The sequence below is a fragment of the Citrobacter sp. Ce104 genome (assembly GCF_030334595.1).
GTDB classification, from domain to species: domain Bacteria; phylum Pseudomonadota; class Gammaproteobacteria; order Enterobacterales; family Enterobacteriaceae; genus Citrobacter; species Citrobacter europaeus.
In genome coordinates, this window is record NZ_JAOWDP010000068.1 from 195388 (window position 1) to 217897 (window position 22510).

A 22510-nucleotide genomic window follows, 5' to 3' on the forward strand; every position below is an offset into this window, starting at 1 on the left:
CTGGCGGCGCAACGTCGGCGCCGCCTGTGTTTTTATTTATTATGAAAATAACCATCTTCGATGGTGACTTTGAGTACGACTTTTTTCACTGCGTTATTACAAATAAAACGATAGGCCTCATGGTTGTCACAAATAACCATTTGTCCTTCGTGCACTTCTACGGTTTTTCCACAACCTTTCAGATATTCGCGATCGGTTTCATCGCGATAGTATTCAACCACCTGGAGATCCTCTTTGGCGGCATACTCTATTTTTTGCTGTCCTTGCAGATAGTAATGGATCTCAAAATAACGACGGTGGCCGGTAAACAGCGCATCGGTCGCGGAGTCTGTTTCCACGCGGTAGCTCAGGGAATCACCGATCGAGTGGGCGACGCCTGGCTGAATATTGTCAATATTTTCAATAGCCTCGACACAGCGTTGCCATTTCCGACCCGAAGCATAGCGTTGCTGGAACTGCTCTAAGTTGTCGATGATCCTCATTTTGTATTCTCGCTGTGCAAATTCGTGGAAAAGAATCCGGTGCCAAAGGCGCGGTTGGCGGTGGTTTGAGCGCCAGACTCGCTGCCGGAAAACGGCAACAACGTGAAGCCGTAGCTGAATGATGTAAACCAGACGCGCCAGGAATCGAGCACCTCACTTCCCCACGAATTGGAACCTAATCCCAACAACTGGTGGTCCAGATTCAGGGTGATGTCATCGCTACGCTGTAGCGCGTTGCAGTGCTGTGCGGCGAAGATATTTTCTGGCGTATAGCGCCAGGCGCTCAGGTTGACAGGGCGCTGCCCAACCACCAGAAGACCGTTGCCGTGGCGGTTGGTTAGCGTTGCCCAGCGCACGTCCTGACGATTGCCGTTGTTTTGCGGGAACGGATAATTTTCGAACATCTCATCCACGCTGCTGCGCCAGATGTCGATGATGTTGGCCTGCTGGCTATCGGCATAGTTTTCACCGGGACCACGTCCGTAATATGCCACCTGGCCCAAATCACCGTTGATGCCCATCGTGAAGCCGATGCACGGAATGATGTCCCGATACTCTCCGTAAGGCTGGCCGGAAAGCTCTACGTTCAACTGACCGTCCGCGGCAATGCGCCAGCGATAGGTGCAGCGCATACCGAAATCGAATACCGGCGGGGCGATAATGGTCTGGCTGGTTATCAGCAGCGCATCATCGGTTTGCTCAAGGGTAAACTCGCGCAGATGCTCCTGCATAATCTGTAAATGATTCGGCTGCCAGAGGCCTTCGAACTCTTGCTTGTGGTTATCAATGGTCGGTTTGAAGAAATTAATCTTCGGCTCGCGGGTAATCAGCTCTTCGCCATTGACGTTCCAGGCGATCGGCTTACCGGTCAGCTTTGAGAAGGTCAGATGGAAGTTATAACCGCGAACGGTGCAGCTCTGGCGGCTGTCTTCCAGCGTCAGAGGGGTGGAATTTTGCAGACTAAACGGTACGGTAGCCGCCGTTCTGGCTTTCAGTGGAAACTGATACGTCGCGATGTGATGCCCGGCTTCGCTGTATAGCGTGCGGGAATCTTTCGTCACACTGACGTTAAGGAACGCTTCGCGCGCATCCAGCTCCGGCAGTGCGCATTGCAGGAGCGCATCGCTGTTGGGAGGAACGTCACGTAGTTTTATCTGCTGAACAGAGAGCGTATCTCCTTCGGCGCGAACCTCAATATGCAAGGTGTAGTCGTCAAGCGTGGTGAACCACAGTTTGTTTTCTACCCGCAGTTCGCCGCGAGCCAGATCCTGTGCGCGTACTTTCACTGGCGCAATTACCTGCTTGTACTCTTGCAGTCCTGGTCCTGGGGTTTGATCGGAATAAATCAGGCCATCAAGGCAGAAGTTGTAGTTGTTCGGATAGTCGCCGTAGTCGCCGCCATAGTTGTACCAGACGTTGCCGTCGTCATCTTTGGCCTGAATCCCGTGATCGCACCACTCCCAGACATAGTGCCCCTGAATGCAATCATGCTGATAGAAGACGTTCTGATATTCCGTTAGCCCGCCGGGACCGTTACCCATGGCGTGCGCATACTCGCAGATGATGCGTGGCTTAGGATGCGGATATTCACCAAACTCATTCATCAGCGGCACGCGGGTGTACATGGTGGAGATGATATCCACCACTTCGGCGTCACGATCTTCTTCGTAATGGATCAAACGCGTGTCATCCAGCGCTTTTGCAGCGTGATACATGGCGCGGATGTTACAGCCGTATCCGGATTCGTTGCCGAGTGACCAGATGACGATCGACGGGTGGTTTTTCTGCGCATGGACGTGGCGCACGATGCGCTCAACGTAGACATTTTCCCATAGCGGATCGTCGGTTATCCGGCTGATATCGCCGATATTAGCGAAGCCGTGAGATTCAACGTCGGTTTCGGCCATCACGAACAGACCGTAGATATCGCACAATTCATAGAAGCGCGGATCGTTCGGGTAATGGGCGGTGCGTACGGAGTTGATATTGTGCTGCTTCATTAACAGCAGATCTTTTTCAACGCGATCCATACCGACCGCGCGGCCCTTAAGATGATCGTTATCGTGGCGGTTAACGCCATGCAGCATCACGTAGCGATTATTGATGTAAAACAGACCGTCGCGAACTTTAATATCGCGGAATCCGACGCGCTGTGGCACGACTTCAAGGATGTTGCCGCTGGCATCTTTCAGCGTCATCACCAGATGGTAGAGATACGGCGATTCCGCCGACCACTGCTGCGGCGCGCTGACCTTGAAATTAAACGCGGTATGCGTTTGTTTATCCACCTTCAGGGTATTAATCACGCCGCTATGCAGCGCCTGCTCAGCGTCAAACAAGGTGTATTCGAGCGACGCTATCGCCGGCGTGGCGGCCAGGTTTTCCAGCGCAATGTCGCAAGAGAGGGTGGCGTCGCGATAGTCATCATCGAACTCGGTGCGAACGGTAAAATCCTGAATATGGGTCGCCTGTTTGCCTACCAGATAGACGTCGCGGAAAATTCCCGCCGACCACCACATGTCCTGGTCTTCAACGTAGGTGGAATCAGCCCATTGCATTACGCGAACGCACAGCAGGTTGTCACCGGTGCGCACCATTGCGCTGATATCAAATTCGGCCGTCAGGCGGCTGCCTTTGCTGAAGCCAACGTACTGACCATTCACGTAAACTTCGAAGTAGGTTTCTACGCCATCAAACTTTATCAGCGTCTGTTTGCCCTGCCAGCCTTCGCTGAGGGAGAAAATGCGCTGGTAGGCTCCGGTGGGGTTATTGGTCGGAACGTAGGGGACGTCAATCGGGAAAGGAAAACCTTCGTCGGTATACTGCAGCTTACCGTGTCCTTCCATATGCCACATGCCTGGGACGGTGATGCTGCCCCAGTCGTTCATAAACTGCGACGTAAAGGCTTCCGGCACCTGTAGCGGATGCTCAAAGAACTGAAAATTCCACTGACCGCTTAACAGCTGAAAGAGGCTGCTGGTTTCGCGGGCAAACGAGCGAGCCTGCGCAACGGAGTCATAAGAGAAAAAATATGCGCGTGGCGCCAGTCGATTTTCGTGGGTGAGCTGAATGTTTTCCCAGCGATTCATAAGGCCTCCCGGTGGAGAAAAATCGGAACCATTCATTGTAATGGTGAGTAAGTGTAATTGATGGTGATTTTAGTAAAAGTTTTACTAAAATATAGCGGATGAAGTGATTTACTTTAACTGGATCACGAAAATAATTCGGACGCAGAAAAGAATGCATGACAATGCGCGCCCGGCATCAGAAGAAACCGGGCGGGTTAACGGGGGATTTTAGCGGGTGGTGCCGCGCAGTTTCAGCTTGCTGGGAACAAAAACCAGCAGGGGAAGCGCACGCCCGTCGCGGGCTTTCTCGAACAGCAGGTTGACGCCCTGACTGCCCATCATTTCAGAATGAATGCGAACGGTGGAAAGCGGAGGAAAGGTGAAACGCGCCGTTGGAATATCATTAACGCTTATCAGCGAAATATCCTGTGGAATGTTCAGACCACGCTCGTGGATGGCGCGCAGAACGCCAATAGCAATCGAATCTGAAGCCACAAACAGGGCGCTGGGATAGTCGGGTTTTGCCAGCATTTCTTTAGCCAGTTCATAGCCTGATGAACTGGAGAAACCGCCGCGATAGATGTCCTGTTCAGAAACGACCTGCTGCAGACGACCGTATTCGACAAACGCGGCTTCGCGGATATCGGCCTTGCCCGGCTGGTCTTCACCACCGATGAAGCCAATGCGGGTGACGCCCTGGGCAATGAAAAAGTCGATGCTCTCTTTGCTGATGCGGGCCAGATCGATATCGACGGCGTCATATTCGCTGCCGGGTTCATGGAAATCGATAAAGCAGATGTTGTCGGTAAGCGCTGTTGCCGCCTCGCGCAGAGCGGGAGAAGGCTTGCCGACAATAAGAATGCCGGTAATGTGTTTGCTCTCCGGCAGTCCACTGTGCTCATAGCAGTTGGTCAGTTCGATCCCGAGTTTCTCACACTGGGTTTCAATCCCATGGCGGATCGCGAGGTAGTAAGGATCGTTGATTTCCAAATCCTGCTGATAGCTGTAGAGCGCCAGAATATGCTGGGGGCCGAGCGCATTGGTCTGGTTCTTACGGGCGCTGCTGGTTTTGTACTCCAGCTTTTCCGCGATCTCCAGAATGCGATGCTTAGTCTCTTCTTTTACATTCAGCGTGGGGTCATCGTTTAAAACCCGGGACACTGTCGCCAGGGACACGCCAGCTTCGATTGCGATGTCTTTAAGTGTTGCCATGTTTACCTTTTCCCTGAGTTACCTGCGCATTGTAAATGAAGTGCTTATCTATTCATCTGTTTTCAGTAAAAAAAGCATGTTTAATTGACATGCTCGGGGTAAAACCGGGCTTTCAGAGTGTGATGAGTACGTCATTTTCCCGCTTTTGAGAACAATGCCTGGAAAATATTTTGCTAGTATTTAGTAAAATTTTACCAGAGGAGAAAACAATGGATATCGTCGCATTTGCTGATTTTGCCCGAATGGAAATACGTGTTGGAAAAATCGCACAGGTAAAGCGCCATGACAATGCCGATAAGCTGTATATCGTACAGGTAGATGTTGGAGAGCGTACGCTGCAAACCGTGACCAGCCTGGTTCCTTATTACAGCGAAGAGGAGCTAATGGGGAAAACGGTAGTGGTGCTGTGTAACCTGCAAAAGGCCAAAATGCGCGGTGAAACATCTGAGTGTATGCTGCTGTGCGCTGAGACGGATGATGGCAGCGAAAGCGTGCTGTTAACGCCAGAACGGGTGATGCCAGTGGGTGTGCGGATTGTTTGAGTTAGGCTAATTGCCGGATGGCGGCTACGCCTTATCCGGCCTACAAAAGGGTGTCTTTTATAGGCCGGGTAAGGTTGTTACACCTGCTCCACGCTCACCCGTAATGCTGCCAGGGCTTTGCGCGTTGCTCGCAATACCAGATCGCATTGCTCGATCGTTAACGTCAACGGCGGTTCGATACGGATCGTCTTTGCATTGTTCAGCGTGCCGGCTACCAGCACCCGCTGGCGGAACATCTCACTGGCAAAGTTGTAGCCGATTTCATTATCAACAAACTCAATCGCCATCAGCATGCCCTTACCGCGTACATCATGTACCAGGTCCGGGTATTCCCGCGCAAGCTGGCGGAAACCATCCAGCAACATATCGCCTTTCTGCTCCGCCTGAGCCGGTAAATTTTGCTCCAGCAGGACGTTAATGGTGGCCAGCGCAGCCGCGCAAGCAAGCGGGTTGCCGCCAAACGTGGTGGTATGCAGGAAAGGATTGTCGAACAGGACGGAGAATACCTCTTCGGTGGCAATGGTTGCGCCAATGGGCATCACGCCGCCGCCCAGCGCTTTAGCCAGGCACATAATGTCGGGCTGCACGTTTTCGTGTTCGCAGGCGAACATTTTGCCAGTACGACCCATGCCGGTCTGCACTTCGTCAAGGATCATTAGCGCGCCAAACTCATCGCAAAGTTTACGAACGGCGGTTAAATACCCTTGCGGCGGCAGGATCACGCCCCCTTCACCCTGGATCGGTTCGAGGATCACGGCAGCGACGTCGTCACCGGTTTTTTTACACTCGCTGAGCACGGTGCGCATCGCGTTAATATCGCCAAACGGTACATGGCGGAAACCCGGCAGCAGCGGCATAAAGGGTTTGCGGAAGGTGGATTTAGCCGTGGCGGAAAGCGCGCCCAGCGATTTACCGTGGAATGCGCCGCTGGTGGCAATAAACGTAAATTTACCGCGCGGTGATTGATACGCTTTCGCCAGCTTCAGAGCGGCTTCAACCGACTCGGTCCCGCTGTTACAGAAAAAACTGTATTTCAGCTTACCTGGGGCCAGTGCGGCGAGGGTTTTTGCCAGCATGGCCCGCAGAGGGTCGAGTAGCTCCTGGCTATGCAGAGGTTGTTTCGCGAGTTGATTCTGTACGGCGGAAACCACGACTGGATTACGGTGCCCCACGTTGAAAATTCCAAAACCACCCAGGCAATCGACGAACTCCTGCCCCTGGGTGTCGACAAGCGTATTCAGGCTTCCCGCTTGCCACTCTACGGCTCCGTAATCCCCGCCTGCTGTTACAGATTTTCGATACTCTAAGAACCCCGGATTGACATGCTCCTTGAAGTATTCAATCACCTCTCGGTTTAGTGATTTCATTTCCTCATGATCAAGCGTGCGCTTTTCGATGAGATTCAGTGCGTGTGCGCTGCAGGCCAGGGCCGATGCGCTGGAAGGTAACCTGTTCAAAATATGCTCCCGGAGCTCGCGTATCACATGATACTGATTTAAGTATTGCAGGGATTGCGCCATTCCGGCGCGCTTAGCAAAAATCGGGATAAACACCAGGAAACATCTTATTTGCGCAACATTTAATGCCAGTCTTTAACATTTGCTGGCATTTTGCCCATGTTCAGACTGAGAAAACAGATCGGAAAACCCCTTTTTTGCGCTAAAAATGAGCAATATTCGCCCTGTGACGGTGCATTGGTAGAAGTGAAATTGAATAGTTTCTGATTGAAAGTATTTTAAATCAATGGATTAGAATGCGTACAAATTTTGAGGTTTAATCGCAAATTGCGATCTAAATCAAATTTAACAACTAAAGATAAAAAAATTATCGCCGAAATAACATAAGCCGAAAGAGTTAACAACCAGATAACCTGCACAGGACGCAATCATGTCTTCTCATCCCTACGTTAGTCAGCAAAATACACCGCTGGATGATGATATCACCCTCATGTCGACTACCGATTTACAAAGCTATATCACCCATGCGAACGATACCTTTGTCCAGGTCAGTGGCTATCAACTAAATGAATTGCTCGAAAAACCGCACAACCTGGTTCGTCATCCGGACATGCCAAAAGCGGCGTTTGCGGATATGTGGTACACCCTGAAGCAGGGTGAGCCATGGAGCGGGATTGTGAAAAACCGGCGTAAGAATGGCGATCACTACTGGGTAAGGGCCAATGCGGTGCCGATGGTGCGGGAAGGGCGTGTAACCGGGTATATGTCGATCCGTACCCGGGCAACTGACGAGGAGATTGCGGCGGTAGAGCCTTTATATAAAGCGCTGAATGAAGGGCGTTGCAATCGACGAATTCATAAAGGCCTGGTGGTACGCAAAGGCTGGTTGGGCAAATTCCCGGCGCTGCCGATTCGCTGGCGAGTGCGCAGCGTAATGGCGTTTATGTTTATTTTACTGGCGGCCGCATTGCAGCAAATGGGCGCCGAATGGCCGTTACTGCTGACGAGCGTGTTGGTGATGCTTTTAGGAACGGCTATTTTCGAATGGCAGATTGTGCGTCCTATTGAGAATGTCGCCCGTCAGGCGCTTAAAGTGGCGACCGGTGAGCGGAACAGCGTGTCGCATCTTAACCGCAGTGATGAGCTGGGCCTGATGCTGCGAGCGGTCGGGCAACTGGGGCTAATGTGCCGTTGGCTCATCCATGATGTCTCCAGCCAGGTGAGTTGTGTACGCAGCGACAGTGAAACGCTGGCGAAAGGCAGTGATGATTTAAACAAGCATACGCAGCAGACCGTAGAGAATGTGCAGGAAACGGTGACCACCATGAATCAGATGGCGGCATCGGTAAAACAAAACTCTGAGACCGCCGCCGCAGCCGATAAACTCTCCATCGCCGCCAGCAGCGCGGCAACGCACGGCGGTGAGGCGATGGATACCGTCATCAAAACCATGGACGATATCGCCAACAGCACCCAGAGGATCGGCACCATTACGACGCTGATTAACGATATTGCTTTCCAGACCAACATTCTGGCTTTGAACGCCGCCGTTGAAGCTGCACGGGCAGGTGAGCAAGGGAAAGGGTTCGCCGTGGTGGCGGGAGAAGTGCGTCATCTTGCCAGTCGCAGCGCCAGTGCGGCCAATGATATCCGCAAGCTGATTGATGCCAGCGCCGATAAAGTGCAGTCCGGCTCCGATCAGGTTCACGCTGCAGGGCGCACGATGGACGATATTGTGGCGCAGGTGCAAAACGTCACTCAGCTGATCGCCCAAATCAGCCACTCAACGCTGGAGCAGTCAGATGGCCTTTCCAGCCTGACTCGGGCAGTGAATGAACTGAGCAATATTACGCAGAAAAACGCCGAACTGGTTGAAGAGAGCGCCCAGATTTCTGCGATGGTGAAGCATCGCGCTGGTCGACTGGAAGATGCTGTCACGGTGCTACATTAATATAAACCCTACAGGCGGAACGGCGGGCAAACGGGTCCCGCCTGCAGTGTAAATTAATCCAGCTGAGTAATATCCAGCGCAGCGCGATCGATAATACCGATGATTTTTTTGATCTGCGCATCGCTGGTATCACCATGATTAACCCGTAGGTCCAGCACGGCTTTGAAGTTTTCCAGCGCGCGTTTCATCTGCGGATTCTTGCGTAATTCAAAACCCACGCAGCGGGCTTTAATACGTTCGTGGATATGTTCCAGATGCTCACGGTTTTCATCCAGCCATTGCTGACCCTGAGTCGTGATCGCAATCTGTTTACGCCCACCTTCCTCGTCGCTGATGGTGATCAGTGCCTGATCCTGCAAGAAATCCAGCGTCGGATAGATAACGCCCGGACTCGGGGTATAGTTACCCTGAGTCAGGGTTTCAATTGCTTTAATCAGCTCATAGCCGTGGCTGGCGTCGCGGGTCAGGATATCCAGAATGACCAGGCGTAATTCTCCGTGACCGAAGAAGCGTTGGCGACGACCACCGCCCCCGCGACGGTGCCCACAACCCTGTTCGTGGTGATGTTCTTTGTTACAGCCTTCATGGCGATGTTCTTCACCTTTGCAGCAACCTGCATGGTGCTCGTTGTGGCGGCCTTCGTGGTGATGTCCTTCACCCTTGCAGCAGCCTTCGTGTTGGTGCTCAGTATGTTTGCAGCAACCTTCATGATGGTTTTGCATCATCGTCTCCTGATGTTGTTTAGATATATCTAATTTATATCTAAAAATTGTCATCTTGCAAGTCTACAAATTATATTTTGTTTAATATGGTGATTATTAACAGTTTTTATTGGTTGGTGCTGTCAGTCTAATCTGACGGTGACTATATCAAAAAAGTGCTTGCAATCCTCTTGATTAGCAATCATTATCATTTAAAAATGTATTTAGATATATCGTATTATCTTCACAAGGCGAAAAAAATGACAAAAAACACCTCACGCTACCCCCAGCGCGTTCGTAATGAACTGCGCTTTCGGGAACTTACCGTCCTGCGCGTAGAACGTATTAGCGCGGGCTTTCAGCGCATTGTACTGGGCGGGGACGCTCTGGACGGTTTTAGCTCACACGGGTTTGACGACCATACCAAGGTCTTTTTCCCTGAACCGGGCAGCCATTTTGTGCCGCCTGTCGTCACCGATGAAGGCATTGTCTGGGCTGACGGCGTACGTCCGTTATCCCGTGATTACACGCCGTTGTATGACGAAGCGCGCCATGAGCTGGCGCTGGATTTTTATATCCATGACGGTGGCGTGGCAAGTACGTGGGCGATGAATGCCCGTGAGGGGGACAAGCTGACAATTGGCGGACCGCGCGGTTCTTTGGTGGTGCCAGAGGATTATGCGTATCAGGTTTATGTGTGTGATGAATCGGGAATGCCCGCGCTGCGCCGACGCCTGGAGTCGCTCAGTCGTTTAGCGGTACGTCCGCACGTCACGGCGCTGGTCAGCGTGCAAGATGCAGCATACCAGGACTATTTTGCCCACCTCGACGGGTTTACTATTCAGTGGTTTATCGGTCATGACGAGCAGGCGGTGAATGAACACTTATCGCGGCTAAGCGTGCCAGCAGACGATTATTACATCTGGATCACTGGCGAAGGGAAGGTGGTCAAAAACCTGAGTGCTCGCTTTGAAACCGAGGCGTTCGATCAGCAACGGGTTCGCGCAGCGGCTTACTGGCATCAGCGCCGTTAATCAGTAATTAGACGGCGGAACGCCAAACGCCTGGCGGAATGCGTAGCTAAATGCCGCGGTGCTTGAATACCCCACGTCGAGCGCCACGGCGGTTACGCTTTTATTTTTCTTCAGCATTAATACGGATTCCAGAATACGCATTTTTTGCTTCCAGACGCTGAAAGGCAATCCGGTTTCTTTTTTGAAATGGCGTGAAAAGGTACGGGCAGACATACCCAGATGCTGCGACCAGTATTCAACCGAATGCTCCAGTGCGGGAGATTCTTGTATGGTTCGGCAAACTTTGTTTAATTCGCGATCCTGCGGCCAGGGTAATACAAAAGCGACTTCCGGGAGCTGCAGAATAATGTCGACCAGGACGCTGACCAGCTTGCCCTCTTTTGACTGGCTATCATAATGGCCTGAAATTGAATTCGTGGCGTAATGAATAAACTCTCTGGCGAAATCACTGATTGCCACCACTTTACATTCATTAATGCTCTCTTCAAGAAAGCCCGGATTAATATCCAGATTTTCTAAATACACATCATCCAGTGCCCAAACCGTATGCTCCGTATTATTCGGGATCCAGATGCCATAATGTGCCGGAATTATCCAGCACTTGCCGGCAACATCAATACGCATACTGCCTTTACGGGCGAAATGAAACTGTATAAAAGAGTGTGAATGCTGTGGAACATGATGGTTAGCTTCCAGGACATAAGAGCGAAAGTACACGTCCTGCGGCAGTTCCGTCATGGAGTTATCCGGGTAGAAGTTCCACTGCTTTTGCGCGAGAGTTTCCATAAATGAATCGTCAATGATCCCGATGATGTGTCTGCTACTCGATAGATCTTGTCCGCAGATCATAATACATACACCCTTTTTTCCATAATAATCTTGTGTAAGAATTTTTAGCCCACTTTTGGTAAATACCATGAATTCGCTTTGTTCAGATGCTGTGATCGTCAATGAAATAAATGATAACTGGACCCGAATGGGAAAAGAGCTGCTTTCGCAAGCGGATATCAGAATTAATGGCTCGCGAGCGTGGGACATTCAACTTCATCACACCGGTTTCTTTAAACGGGTATTGCAACAAGGCTCATTAGGACTTGGTGAAAGCTATATGGAAGGCTGGTGGGACTGTGAGCGGCTCGATATTCTGTTCTGCAAAATCCTCAAAGCAAAACTCGACCAGCAGATGCCGGGAAATCTGAAAGATATTTTACGCATTGCCTGTGCGCGCCTGTTTAATTTGCAGTCGCGGAGCCGGGCATGGATAGTCGGCAAAGAACATTATGATATTGGTAACGATCTCTTTGCGCTGATGCTTGATCCGCATATGCAATATTCCTGTGGTTACTGGAAAGATGCGACCACATTAGAAGATGCGCAAAATGCCAAATTAAAAATGATCTGCGAGAAGCTGCAGCTTAAACCGGGTATGCGTTTACTCGATATCGGTTGTGGCTGGGGCGGGCTGGCGGAGTATGCGGCACGTCATTATGGCGCGGTGGTAGAAGGCGTTACCATTTCCAAAGAGCAGCAGAAAATGGCGCAGCAGCGCTGTGAAGGTCTGGACGTTAACATTCTGCTGCAGGATTATCGCGACCTTGATAAACACTACGATCGCATTGTCTCCGTGGGGATGTTTGAACACGTCGGGCCGAAAAACTACGATACCTATTTCAGCATCGCCGACCGTTGTTTAAAACCGGACGGGCTCTTCCTGCTGCATACCATCGGTAGCAATAAAAAAGGGATGAGCGTCGATCCATGGATCAACAAATACATTTTCCCGAACGGTTGCTTACCGTCGATTTCCCATATTGCCGAGGCCAGCGAATCACGGTTTGTGATGGAGGACTGGCATAACTTTGGCAGCGATTACGATAAAACGCTGATGGCCTGGCACGAGCGCTTTAATCAGGCCTGGCCGGAGCTGTCGTCACGTTATTCCGCCACCTTCAGAAGAATGTTTAATTACTATTTATGCGCCTGCGCCGGGGCTTTCCGCGCCAGAGATATCGAGCTTTGGCAGGTACTGTTTAGCCGTGGCGTAGAGGGCGGGATCCGCGTTTATCGTTAACGTTCTGCCGGATGGCGGCGTAAACGCCTTATCCGGCCTACATAGGTTTGTACTCGTAGGCCTGATAAGCGAAGCGCATCAGGCATTTATGGCTTAGCTCAATTCACTCTCCGCCAGCGCTTTAAACACCATCGCGACGGCGTGTGCGCCGGGGTCCATATTGCCGAGCAGACTTTCGCTGCTCAGATACGATGCGCGACCGGCATTGGCTTTACTCGACAAACAGGTTCGTTCGGCTCCCGCTTGCGCGGCGTCGAATGCGGCCTGCAAATTTTGCGGCTGCGCGAGCAGTGAAGTCAGGGCCGGTTGCAGCGCGTCAATCATGGTGCGATCGCCTTCGTCTGCGCCGCCGTAGAACTTCATCTGCGCCAGGCCCGTATTTAATGCTTCGACAATATTTGCTCCCTGTTCCAGTTTTTGTCCGGCTGAGGTAAAGAAGATCGATATCAGCACACCGCTGGAACCGCCCATCACCACGGTCAGGCGTTCGCCAATCAACGCGAACAGCGTAGCAAGGTTATCCAGCGGCAACTGCTGGCGATGCAGCAGGCTGGCAATTTCGCGTGCGCCAGCGGCAAAGGTTGAACCGGTATCGCCATCGCCGACTTTGGCATCCAGCGCATTAAGATGGGACTCCAGATCGGAAAGGGTTGCGGTGACAAGCTCCACAATCCCGGCCACCAGGGCGTTTGCCGAGGGATGGAATTCCACGCGTGCGCTACGCTGAGATGACGGAACACAACTGATTTCACGCGGTGGGACCGGCGTCGGCCAGTTGCTGGTTTCCACTTCGGTGAGGAGCGCTTTTTCGATGCTCTCTTCCAGCACGATGGCCGTGAGAGAAAAGCCTTTCATATCCAGCGCGGTGACCAGCGAGGCCGGGCCAATCAGCCAGTCGATACGCGAGTGCAGCGGGCTGCTGGCCAGCTCGCGGGTAATGATGGCCATTTCGGCAACAGAAACACCGCCAAGATTGTTAATCATCACCGCCAGACGGCCGGTTTCAGGCAGGGCGGCCAGCAGTTTATCCACCATCAGGTTCACCACCTGCGCACTGTTCTGAGTGTCGATAACCGAAGCACCTGGCTCGCCGTGAATGCCCATCCCTAGCTCCGCGTGACCCGGATGATGACGCGGGGTCGCGTCGGTTTCTTGCGGCAGATGACAACTGGAAAGCGCAACGCCCAGGCTGAAGGTGTTGTGGGCTGCGTACTGCGCTTCACGCAGAACGGTGGCGAGGTTGTAGCCGCGTTCGGCAAAGTAACCCGCGATTTTATGCACCAGGATGGTTCCCGCAATGCCGCGTGGGTGTTTGTTATCCGGCAGAGAGATGTCGTCGCCAACAATCAGCATTTCAACGTTATAGCCAAGGCGACGCGCTTTCTCGGCGGCGAGACCGAAATTAAGACGGTCACCGGTGTAATTTTTCACGATCAACAAACAGCCCGCTTCACCGGTTACCGCCTGAATGGCGGTCAGTACCGCATCCACGCTCGGGGAGGCGAAAACGTCGCCGCAGACCGCAGCGGTTAGCATGCCTTTACCGATAAATCCAACGTGCGCGGGTTCGTGTCCCGAACCGCCGCCGGAAATGACCGACACGTTATTTTTATCGAGATCACGACGGACTACGATACGAATGGCCGGATCGCTTTCCAGACGCGCCAGGTTATTCCACGGGCTGGCGATAATCGTACCGTCGATGACATCGCTCACGAGATGGGGGCGTTGATTAAAAAAGAATTGAGACATAACGGCTCCTCGAGGTTGAGTGAAAGACAAACCCCCGAATGCTTAGGTCATGGTGCGGAGGCGATGAAGAGATTCTGGCGAAGTCAGCGCGGAAAAAAACAACCTTAAAATGAGTTTCATTACGGAACGTGATTGTTGTTTTTTGTTCCGAAATGAAACTGAAAAAAGCAAGGAACGATCACAATGCGAGCTCGCTCGACTTTTTTCACCGGCGAACGGCGCTGGTTATCCGGCACCGTCAGCCTTTTTGTGCGGATTTTAAGACAAGCGAGTGGGTAAAAGAGAAAGTGAGATTCATGTGTGCTGGATATTTGGCGGTAAATGAACGGATCAGGATCGCAAACCTTATATTTTTTATGGATAAGCGTTCCAATATGAAACGTACTCCGTTTTTATCTGTTTCATATCAGAACAAAAAGACGAAAGATCTTTTTGTGCACGCCTCGCCATACAGTTATTGCATCGCTCCGGTACCTCCCGTTTTCGCCATCAGCATCAGGCCAAACAGGTTAACGCCAGGGCTCACCATGTAAAAACATGTACTTATTTGAGGATGAAAGGAATGCTAAAAGTTATTCAATCTCCAGCCAAATATCTCCAGGGTCCTGACGCTTCCACCTTGTTTGGTCAATACGCTAAAAATCTGGCGGACAGCTTTTTCGTGATCGCGGATGACTTCGTGATGAAGCTGGCGGGAGAGAAAGTACTCAACGGCCTGCACAACCACGACATTAGCTGCCACGCGGAACGCTTCAACGGCGAATGCAGCCATGCTGAAATTAATCGTCTGATTGCCATTTTGAAACAGCACGGTTGCCGCGGTGTGGTTGGGATTGGCGGCGGGAAAACGCTGGATACCGCCAAAGCGATTGGCTACTACCAGAAGCTGCCGGTGGTGGTGATCCCGACTATCGCGTCTACCGATGCGCCAACCAGTGCGCTGTCCGTAATCTATACCGAAGCCGGTGAGTTTGAAGAGTATCTGATCTACCCGAAAAACCCGGATATGGTGGTGATGGATACCGCAATCATTGCTAAAGCGCCGGTACGTCTGCTGGTGGCCGGGATGGGCGATGCGCTCTCGACCTGGTTTGAAGCGAAAGCCTGTTATGACGCCAGAGCGACCAGCATGGCGGGCGGACAGTCCACCGTGGCGGCGCTGAGCCTGGCGCGCCTGTGCTATGATACCCTGCTGGCGGAAGGCGAGAAGGCACGCTTTGCCGCGCAGGCTGGCGTGGTGACCGATGCGCTGGAGCGTATTGTCGAAGCTAACACTTACCTCAGCGGCATCGGCTTTGAAAGCAGCGGTCTTGCAGGGGCGCATGCGATCCACAACGGCTTTACGATTCTGGAAGAGTGCCACCATTTGTACCACGGTGAAAAAGTCGCCTTTGGTACGCTGGCGCAGCTGGTGTTGCAAAACAGCCCGATGGAAGAGATCGAAACCGTGCTGAATTTCTGTCAGAAAGTAGGCCTGCCGGTAACGTTAGCGGAAATGGGCGTGAAAGAAGACGTTGACGGCAAGATCATGGCCGTAGCAAAAGCGACCTGTGCAGAAGGTGAAACCATCCACAATATGCCGTTCCCGGTAACGCCTGAAAGCGTACATGCCGCTATTTTGACGGCAGACCTGCTGGGACAGCAGTGGCTGGCGCGTTAATCAGTCGTCGGTAGGTTTTTATCCGGCATCTTCTCCCCCTCTGACAGTCTCTGCCGGAGGGGTTGTCTATGGTTAAACAGCGGAAAGGGATATGACGGCGCACACGCATAGCATCGGGAAGGAAGTCTCTTCGGTCATTGCCCAGTCATGGCATCGTTGCAGCAAGTTTATGCAGCGGGAAACCTGGCAGGCGCCGCATCAGGCGCAAGGGCTGACCTTTGAGTCGATTTGTCGTCGCAAGACGGCGCTGCTGACGATTGCCCAGGCCGCGCTGGAAGATGCCTGGGAGTTTATGGATGGCCGTCCGTGCGCGCTGCTGACTCTGGATGAGTCAGCCTGTATTCTCAGCCGTTGCGGCGATCCGCAGACGGTTGAACAGCTGGCGGAGCTTGGGTTTCGCGACGGCAGTTACTGTGCCGAAAGCATTATTGGCAGCTGTGCGCTTTCTCTGGCGACGATGCCGGGGCAGCCGACAAAAACTTCTGGCGATCAGCACTTTAAACAGGCGCTGCATCCCTGGTCGTTCTGCTCGACGCCGGTCTTCGATAACCATGGTCGACTGTTCGGCTCCATCTCGCTGTGCTGTCTGGTGGAACATGAGTGCGTTTCTGATTTATCCCTGACGCTGGCGATTGCCAGAGAAGTCGGCAACTCTTTGCTGACCGACAGCCTGCTGGCTGAATCTAATCGACATTTGAACCAAATGTACGGCCTGCTGGAGAGCATGGATGATGGCGTAATGGCCTGGAACGAACAGGGCGTTTTGCAGTTCCTCAATGCGCGCGCGGCGCTGCTTTTGCATCTTGACGCGCAGGCCAGTCAGGGGAAAAACATTCACGACCTGCTCAATCTACCCATGCTGCTGCGCCGGGCGATCAAACATGCCCGCGGTCTGAACCACGTTGAAGTCACTTTTGAAAGCCAGCATCAATTTGTTGATGCCGTCATTACCCTGAAACCGATTGTTGAGGAGCAGGGCAACAGCTTTATCCTGCTGCTGCATCCGGTGGAGCAAATGCGCCAGTTGATGACCAGCCAGCTCGGCAAGGTGAGCCACACCTTTGAGCAGATGTCGACAGACGATCCTGAAACCCGCCGCTTGATCCATTTTGGGCGCCAGGCGGCGAGAGGAAGTTTCCCGATCCTGCTGTGTGGAGAAGAGGGTGTTGGTAAAGAGCTGCTGAGTCAGGCTATTCACAACGAAAGCGAGCGTGCCAGCGGACCATATATTGCCGTGAACTGTCAGTTGTATGCCAACAGCGTGCTGGGGCAGGATTTTATGGGCAGCGCGCCCACCGATGATGAAAACGGTCGGCTGAGCCGTCTTGAACTGGCGAACGGCGGCACGCTGTTTCTGGAAAAAATTGAATATCTGGCGCCGGAGCTGCAATCCGCGTTGTTACAGGTGATTAAGCAGGGGGTACTCACCCGCCTGGATGCCCGCCGGCTGATCCCGGTGGATGTCAAAGTGATCGCCACCACCACGGTTGATCTCGCCAATCTGGTGGAGCAAAACCGCTTTAGCCGCCAGCTGTATTATGCGCTGCACTCTTTTGAGATAGTGATCCCACCGCTGCGGGCGCGGCGTAACAGTATTCCCTCGCTGATTTATACGCGGCTGAACAGCCTGAAAAAACGCTTTTCATCCAGTCTGAAGATCGACGACGACGCGCTGGCACAGCTGGTGGCCTATTCGTGGCCGGGCAATGACTTTGAATTGAACAGTATTATCGAAAACATCGCCATCAGCAGTGATAACGGCCATATTCGGCTGAGCAATCTACCGGATTATCTGTTTGCCGAACGTCCGGGTCTGGAGACGGCGTCTTCACTGCTGCCTGCCAGCCTGACGTTTACCGCTATCGAAAAAGAGGCGATTATCCATGCCGCTCGCGTCACCAGTGGGCGCGTGCAGGAGATGTCGCAGCTGCTGAACATTGGTCGCACCACCCTGTGGCGCAAAATGAAGCAATACGACATTGATGCCAGCCAGTTTAAGCGCAAACACCTGGAGTAGTTTCTTCAATTCTCGCCATCGAGAACAGCGCATCCGACAGTCGGTTGATATAACGCCTGGGTTCATCGCGTAACGTCAGCGTTCTGCTCATCGCGATGAGGACCCGCTCCAGCCGACGCGTCAGGGTTCGCGCAACGTGTAGCTGTGCCGATGCGAGATTTTTCCCCGGAATAACAAACTCTTTGAGCGGGCCGCTTTGCGCCATATTACGGTCAATTAGCTGCTCCAGCGCCTGAACATCCTCTTCGCCAATACGCTGTTTTAAGCGAGTCAGTCCTTTCTCATCGCTGGCGAGTTCCGCACCCAGTACAAACAGCATCTTCTGCATGGCGTTCAGCTCCTGGCGTAGTTCGGCCTGGTGCGTGCTGGCATAGCAGACGCCTAGCTGGGAAATCAGTTCATCCACCGTGCCATAGGCCTCAACGCGGATGTCGTCTTTGTCGATACGACTGCCGCCAAATAGCGCGGTCGTGCCTTTATCGCCGGTTCGGGTATAGATGCGGTACATTTATTTTATCTCGCTGAAGGGAAGAACTTTAACCAGTTGACCGGCATTGGCGCCGAGCGTGCGGAGCTGGGCAGCCCCGGCGTGAGTATGCCCACGGACCAGTGCCCGATCTTCGGGCAACTGAGCATGGGTTAAGGCAATATCGCCGCTAGCGTTGAGCCCAAGACCCACGCGTAGCGTCGAACTTTTGGCCGCCAGTTTGCTGAGCGTCAGTGCGCAGTCATGTTCGTCGCAACAGATTGTCCGGCAAGGGACGCCTTGCTCTTCCAGTCCCCAGCACAGCTCATCAAGCACGCGAGACTCCTGCCAGCGTGAGTGATAAAACAGATGTACGCCCGGTGATGAAAGTGACATTGCGCCCCCTGGGTTATCAGAATGCCTGACGGAAGATCTCGGCAATTTCTTTCTCGTTCCCTTTACGCGGGTTGGAGAAGGCATTGCCGTCTTTCAGCGCCATTTCCGCCATGTACGGGAAATCGGCTTCTTTGACGCCCAGGTCGCGCAGATGCTGCGGGATACCGATGTCGGCGGAGAGACGGGCAATGGCGTGAATGGCCAGTTCGGCGGCATCCATGGTGGAAAGGCCGTCAGTGTTTTCGCCCATAAATTCTGCGATATCGGCAAATTTTTCCGGGTTAGCGAGCAGGTTATAGCGCGCCACGTGCGGCAGCAGTACGGCATTCGCCACGCCGTGCGGCATGTCGTACAGACCGCCAAGCTGATGCGCCATCGCGTGAACGTAGCCAAGGTTGGCGTTGTTAAAGGCCATACCAGCCAGCAAAGAAGCGTAGGCCATGTTTTCGCGTGCTTTCAGGTTGCTGCCCAGCGCTACGGCCTGGCGCAAGTTACGCGCGATGAGACGAATAGCCTGGATAGCGGCGGCGTCGGTAACCGGGTTGGCATCTTTGGAAATATAGGCTTCCACGGCGTGGGTCAGGGCGTCCATCCCGGTCGCTGCGGTCAGCGGGGCGGGTTTGCCGAGCATCAGCAGCGGATCGTTAATGGAGACCGACGGCAGGTTGCGCCAGCTGACAATCACAAACTTCACTTTGGTTTTGGTATTGGTCAGCACACAGTGGCGGGTGACCTCGCTGGCGGTACCGGCAGTGGTATTCACCGCGACGATCGGCGGCAGTGGATTGGTCAGAGTTTCAATCCCGGCATAGCTATAGAGATCGCCTTCGTGGGTCGCCGCGATACCGATGCCTTTACCGCAGTCATGTGGACTACCGCCGCCGACGGTAACGATGATATCGCAATGCTCTTTGCGAAAGACGTCCAGACCGTCACGCACGTTGGTGTCTTTGGGATTCGGTTCAACGCCGTCAAAAACCACCACGTCAATACCGGCCTCACGCAGATGGGCGAGGGTTTTATCTACTGCACCGTCTTTAATAGCCCGCAGACCTTTATCAGTAACCAGTAGCGCTTTTTTACCTCCTAACAGTTTGCAGCGTTCGCCAACAACGGAAATAGCATTGGGGCCAAAGAAGTTCACATTTGGCACCAGGTAATCAAACATACGATAGCTCATAATATACCTTCTTAGATTTAAATTATAATTCAGAGAAACAACTTAGCGCGGTTTCTGCTAATAATCTGTCTTGTTCGACGGTGCCGCCGCTAACGCCAATGGCTCCAATTAATTCCCCATTTAACATGACGGGTAAACCGCCACCGAAAATAACGATGCGCTGTTGGTTGGTAAGCTGCAAACCATATAGCGAAGCGCCAGGTTGTACCGCATCAGTAATTTCATGGGTGCCCTGGCGCAGGCAGCAGGCGGTATACGCTTTATTAAGAGAGATATCACAACTGGTGACAAACGCGTCGTCCATACGGTGCATCAGCAGCGTGTTTCCGCCGCGATCCACCACAGAAAAGACCACCGGAACGTTGATATCAAACGCTTTAGCCTCGACGGCCTGCGCCATTTTCTTTGCAGCCGCCAGCGTAATGGTGGCGATTTGTTGGCTTTTATTCACAGTCTCTCCTGAAAATATTGTAGGGCTGAGGTCACGAAAAATATCGCGCGACAGCTATTTTTATCATTGGCTTTACCTTATTTTCTCGCCGCACGTTATTAAGTCAATAGGGCATGCATTTCAGGAAATTTAAATTCATCTTCCCATTTTTACGTTTATTGATAATGATCATTTAACCTCGTCACAATTCACGGCGGATATTCCTGAGCTGCGTTTCAATATGAAACGATGCGTTTTTATTCGGTGCCAAATTGGAACAAAATTAATTTTATTTTTTTATTGTCCTGCTCATTTAGAGTTCGGCCATTGCTGATGAAAGGCGAATGCCGGGTGTTGTGTCCCCGGCAATGCGGCCCGGCGTCCCTATTTTTTATCTTTTGAGTCCATAAACTATGAGAAGATCAAAACGATTCGAAGTGCTTGCGAAGCGCCCTGTAAATCAGGATGGCCTGATTGGCGAATGGCCTGAAGAGGGGCTGATCGCCATGGAAAGCCCCTACGATCCGGCTTCGTCGGTGAAGGTGGAAAAGGGTCGTATTGTTGAGCTGGACGGCAAAAGTCGCGCCGAGTTCGACATGATTGACCGTTTCATTGCCGACTACGCCATTAACGTGGTCGAGGTCGAGCGCGCCATGCAGCTCGACGCGCTGGAGATCGCCAGAATGCTGGTGGATATCCACGTCAGCCGGGAAGAGATAATTGCCATTACCACTGCTATCACCCCAGCGAAAGCAGTGGAGGTAATGGCGCAAATGAACGTGGTGGAGATGATGATGGCGCTGCAAAAAATGCGCGCCAGACGAACGCCCTCTAATCAGTGCCATGTCACCAACCTGAAAGATAACCCGGTACAGATTGCCGCCGACGCGGCTGAAGCGGGGATCCGTGGCTTTTCCGAGCAGGAAACGACGGTCGGGATCGCCCGCTACGCACCGTTTAACGCCCTGGCGCTGCTGGTGGGTTCCCAGTGTGGTCGCCCCGGTGTGCTGACGCAATGTTCTGTTGAAGAGGCCACTGAGCTGGAGCTGGGAATGCGCGGGCTAACCAGCTACGCCGAAACGGTGTCGGTCTATGGCACAGAATCGGTGTTTACCGATGGCGATGACACGCCGTGGTCCAAAGCGTTTCTCGCCTCGGCTTATGCGTCGCGTGGCCTGAAAATGCGCTACACCTCCGGCACCGGCTCGGAAGCGCTGATGGGCTACTCCGAAAGTAAATCGATGCTTTATCTGGAGTCGCGCTGCATTTTTATCACCAAAGGCGCGGGCGTACAGGGGCTGCAAAACGGCGCGGTCAGCTGTATCGGCATGACCGGCGCTGTGCCGTCGGGGATCCGCGCGGTGCTGGCGGAAAACCTGATTGCCTCAATGCTCGACCTTGAAGTGGCCTCCGCCAATGATCAGACCTTTTCCCACTCCGATATTCGCCGAACTGCCCGCACCTTGATGCAGATGCTGCCGGGCACCGACTTTATTTTCTCCGGTTACAGCGCGGTACCCAACTACGACAACATGTTTGCCGGGTCGAACTTCGACGCTGAAGATTTCGATGATTACAACATTCTGCAACGCGATCTGATGGTTGACGGCGGTCTGCGTCCGGTGACTGAAGAAGAAACCATCGCCATTCGCAACAAGGCCGCACGCGCCATTCAGGCGGTGTTCCGCGAACTGGGCCTGCCGCTGATTAGCGATGAGGAAGTGGAGGCTGCCACTTATGCTCACGGCAGCAAAGATATGCCCGCGCGCAATGTGGTGGAGGATCTGGCGGCCGTGGAAGAGATGATGAAGCGCAATATCACCGGGCTGGATATTGTCAGCGCGTTGAGTTGCAGCGGCTTCGAAGATATCGCCAGCAATATCCTCAACATGCTGAGGCAGCGCGTCACCGGGGATTATCTGCAAACGTCGGCGATTTTGGATCGCCAGTTCGATGTCGTCAGCGCCGTCAATGACATTAACGATTATCAGGGACCTGGTACCGGCTATCGCATCAGTGCCGAACGCTGGGCGGAAATTAAAAATATTGCGGGCGTGGTTCAGCCCGGCTCGATCGAATAAGGCGGAACAC

The 22510-nt window shown here is 52.9% G+C and carries 18 protein-coding genes; 7 read left to right on the top strand and 11 right to left on the bottom strand.

Annotation, left to right across the window (positions count from 1 at the left end):
* Nucleotides 1-32 precede the first annotated feature (32 nt).
* From OGW16_RS19450 to ebgR, 3 genes are all read right to left on the bottom strand, one after another.
* Nucleotides 33-482 carry a beta-galactosidase subunit beta gene (locus OGW16_RS19450; protein WP_003828536.1) on the bottom strand — a complete coding sequence of 150 codons (450 nt, stop codon included), beginning with the start codon at nucleotides 480-482 and terminating at the stop codon, nucleotides 33-35.
* On the bottom strand, nucleotides 479-3571 hold the full coding sequence (ebgA, locus tag OGW16_RS19455; RefSeq protein WP_286518706.1) for a beta-galactosidase subunit alpha: 3093 nt from the start codon (nucleotides 3569-3571) through the stop codon (nucleotides 479-481). The genes OGW16_RS19450 and ebgA overlap by 4 nt, the downstream gene beginning before the upstream one ends.
* Before the next feature lie 207 nt (nucleotides 3572-3778).
* Nucleotides 3779-4762 (bottom strand): transcriptional regulator EbgR, encoded by a 984-nt coding sequence (gene ebgR / locus OGW16_RS19460; protein ID WP_043017726.1) that lies wholly within the window; start codon nucleotides 4760-4762, stop codon nucleotides 3779-3781.
* Nucleotides 4763-4971: 209 nt separating this feature from the next.
* On the opposite strand from ebgR, the gene OGW16_RS19465 reads away from it, so the two are divergent.
* A complete protein-coding gene (locus OGW16_RS19465; protein ID WP_043017725.1) occupies nucleotides 4972-5304 on the top strand; it encodes a tRNA-binding protein in 333 nt (110 codons plus the stop codon).
* Nucleotides 5305-5381: 77 nt separating this feature from the next.
* Here the strand turns inward: OGW16_RS19465 and ygjG are convergent, their stop codons facing one another.
* Nucleotides 5382-6761: a putrescine aminotransferase gene (ygjG, locus tag OGW16_RS19470; RefSeq protein WP_167373420.1), complete on the bottom strand. Its 1380-nt coding sequence runs from the start codon at nucleotides 6759-6761 to the stop codon at nucleotides 5382-5384.
* 430 nt (nucleotides 6762-7191) lie between these two features.
* Between ygjG and OGW16_RS19475 the strand changes: the two genes are divergently transcribed.
* Nucleotides 7192-8712: a methyl-accepting chemotaxis protein gene (locus tag OGW16_RS19475; RefSeq protein WP_075145602.1), complete on the top strand. Its 1521-nt coding sequence runs from the start codon at nucleotides 7192-7194 to the stop codon at nucleotides 8710-8712.
* Nucleotides 8713-8765: 53 nt separating this feature from the next.
* On the opposite strand, the gene OGW16_RS19480 is transcribed toward OGW16_RS19475, so the two are convergent.
* Entirely contained in the window at nucleotides 8766-9437 is a 672-nt protein-coding gene (locus tag OGW16_RS19480) for a PadR family transcriptional regulator (protein ID WP_167373421.1), read from the bottom strand.
* Between the two features lie 236 nt (nucleotides 9438-9673).
* Between OGW16_RS19480 and OGW16_RS19485 the strand changes: the two genes are divergently transcribed.
* Entirely contained in the window at nucleotides 9674-10447 is a 774-nt protein-coding gene (locus OGW16_RS19485; RefSeq protein ID WP_043017721.1) for a siderophore-interacting protein, read from the top strand.
* On the opposite strand, the gene OGW16_RS19490 is transcribed toward OGW16_RS19485, so the two are convergent.
* A complete protein-coding gene (locus OGW16_RS19490; RefSeq protein WP_043017720.1) occupies nucleotides 10448-11296 on the bottom strand; it encodes a helix-turn-helix domain-containing protein in 849 nt (282 codons plus the stop codon).
* A 67-nt stretch (nucleotides 11297-11363) separates the two neighbouring features.
* On the opposite strand from OGW16_RS19490, the gene cfa reads away from it, so the two are divergent.
* Nucleotides 11364-12518 carry a cyclopropane fatty acyl phospholipid synthase gene (gene cfa / locus OGW16_RS19495; RefSeq protein WP_087051150.1) on the top strand — a complete coding sequence of 385 codons (1155 nt, stop codon included), beginning with the start codon at nucleotides 11364-11366 and terminating at the stop codon, nucleotides 12516-12518.
* Between the two features lie 93 nt (nucleotides 12519-12611).
* Here the strand turns inward: cfa and OGW16_RS19500 are convergent, their stop codons facing one another.
* Nucleotides 12612-14270: a glycerone kinase gene (locus tag OGW16_RS19500; RefSeq protein WP_286518707.1), complete on the bottom strand. Its 1659-nt coding sequence runs from the start codon at nucleotides 14268-14270 to the stop codon at nucleotides 12612-12614.
* Between the two features lie 562 nt (nucleotides 14271-14832).
* On the opposite strand from OGW16_RS19500, the gene OGW16_RS19505 reads away from it, so the two are divergent.
* Nucleotides 14833-15930 (top strand): glycerol dehydrogenase, encoded by a 1098-nt coding sequence (locus OGW16_RS19505; protein ID WP_080626071.1) that lies wholly within the window; start codon nucleotides 14833-14835, stop codon nucleotides 15928-15930.
* 91 nt (nucleotides 15931-16021) lie between these two features.
* Nucleotides 16022-17947 (top strand): dihydroxyacetone kinase operon transcriptional regulator DhaR, encoded by a 1926-nt coding sequence (dhaR, locus tag OGW16_RS19510; RefSeq protein WP_286518708.1) that lies wholly within the window; start codon nucleotides 16022-16024, stop codon nucleotides 17945-17947.
* On the opposite strand, the gene OGW16_RS19515 is transcribed toward dhaR, so the two are convergent.
* Genes OGW16_RS19515 through OGW16_RS19530 form a run of 4 tightly spaced genes read right to left on the bottom strand, consistent with a single transcriptional unit; the run spans nucleotide 17925 to nucleotide 20440 of the window.
* The gene (locus OGW16_RS19515; RefSeq protein WP_286518709.1) at nucleotides 17925-18455 is read right to left on the bottom strand and encodes a cob(I)yrinic acid a,c-diamide adenosyltransferase; all 531 of its coding nucleotides are present in this window, start codon (nucleotides 18453-18455) and stop codon (nucleotides 17925-17927) included. The genes dhaR and OGW16_RS19515 overlap by 23 nt on opposite strands.
* Nucleotides 18456-18809: a glycerol dehydratase reactivase beta/small subunit family protein gene (locus OGW16_RS19520; RefSeq protein ID WP_181634286.1), complete on the bottom strand. Its 354-nt coding sequence runs from the start codon at nucleotides 18807-18809 to the stop codon at nucleotides 18456-18458. It lies immediately after the preceding gene.
* A 16-nt stretch (nucleotides 18810-18825) separates the two neighbouring features.
* Nucleotides 18826-19989: a 1,3-propanediol dehydrogenase gene (gene dhaT / locus OGW16_RS19525; RefSeq protein WP_213732399.1), complete on the bottom strand. Its 1164-nt coding sequence runs from the start codon at nucleotides 19987-19989 to the stop codon at nucleotides 18826-18828.
* A 22-nt stretch (nucleotides 19990-20011) separates the two neighbouring features.
* On the bottom strand, nucleotides 20012-20440 hold the full coding sequence (locus tag OGW16_RS19530) for a GlcG/HbpS family heme-binding protein (RefSeq protein ID WP_075145607.1): 429 nt from the start codon (nucleotides 20438-20440) through the stop codon (nucleotides 20012-20014).
* Nucleotides 20441-20832: 392 nt separating this feature from the next.
* Here OGW16_RS19530 and OGW16_RS19535 point away from each other — a divergent pair, with 392 nt between their 5' ends.
* Complete coding sequence (locus tag OGW16_RS19535; RefSeq protein WP_080626072.1) at nucleotides 20833-22500, top strand: propanediol/glycerol family dehydratase large subunit; 1668 nt, start codon at nucleotides 20833-20835, stop codon at nucleotides 22498-22500.
* Nucleotides 22501-22510 lie beyond the last annotated feature (10 nt).

Coding starts and splice junctions, on each gene's coding strand:
- OGW16_RS19500 (WP_286518707.1), bottom strand. CDS start 14,270: ATGTCTCAATTCTTTTTTAATCAACGCCCCCATCTCGTGAGCGATGTC.
- OGW16_RS19480 (WP_167373421.1), bottom strand. CDS start 9,437: ATGATGCAAAACCATCATGAAGGTTGCTGCAAACATACTGAGCACCAA.
- dhaR (WP_286518708.1), top strand. CDS start 16,022: ATGACGGCGCACACGCATAGCATCGGGAAGGAAGTCTCTTCGGTCATT.
- OGW16_RS19465 (WP_043017725.1), top strand. CDS start 4,972: ATGGATATCGTCGCATTTGCTGATTTTGCCCGAATGGAAATACGTGTT.
- ebgA (WP_286518706.1), bottom strand. CDS start 3,571: ATGAATCGCTGGGAAAACATTCAGCTCACCCACGAAAATCGACTGGCG.
- OGW16_RS19515 (WP_286518709.1), bottom strand. CDS start 18,455: ATGTACCGCATCTATACCCGAACCGGCGATAAAGGCACGACCGCGCTA.
- OGW16_RS19450 (WP_003828536.1), bottom strand. CDS start 482: ATGAGGATCATCGACAACTTAGAGCAGTTCCAGCAACGCTATGCTTCG.
- cfa (WP_087051150.1), top strand. CDS start 11,364: ATGAATTCGCTTTGTTCAGATGCTGTGATCGTCAATGAAATAAATGAT.
- ebgR (WP_043017726.1), bottom strand. CDS start 4,762: ATGGCAACACTTAAAGACATCGCAATCGAAGCTGGCGTGTCCCTGGCG.
- dhaT (WP_213732399.1), bottom strand. CDS start 19,989: ATGAGCTATCGTATGTTTGATTACCTGGTGCCAAATGTGAACTTCTTT.
- OGW16_RS19490 (WP_043017720.1), bottom strand. CDS start 11,296: ATGATCTGCGGACAAGATCTATCGAGTAGCAGACACATCATCGGGATC.
- OGW16_RS19505 (WP_080626071.1), top strand. CDS start 14,833: ATGCTAAAAGTTATTCAATCTCCAGCCAAATATCTCCAGGGTCCTGAC.
- OGW16_RS19520 (WP_181634286.1), bottom strand. CDS start 18,809: ATGTCACTTTCATCACCGGGCGTACATCTGTTTTATCACTCACGCTGG.
- OGW16_RS19535 (WP_080626072.1), top strand. CDS start 20,833: ATGAGAAGATCAAAACGATTCGAAGTGCTTGCGAAGCGCCCTGTAAAT.
- OGW16_RS19475 (WP_075145602.1), top strand. CDS start 7,192: ATGTCTTCTCATCCCTACGTTAGTCAGCAAAATACACCGCTGGATGAT.
- OGW16_RS19485 (WP_043017721.1), top strand. CDS start 9,674: ATGACAAAAAACACCTCACGCTACCCCCAGCGCGTTCGTAATGAACTG.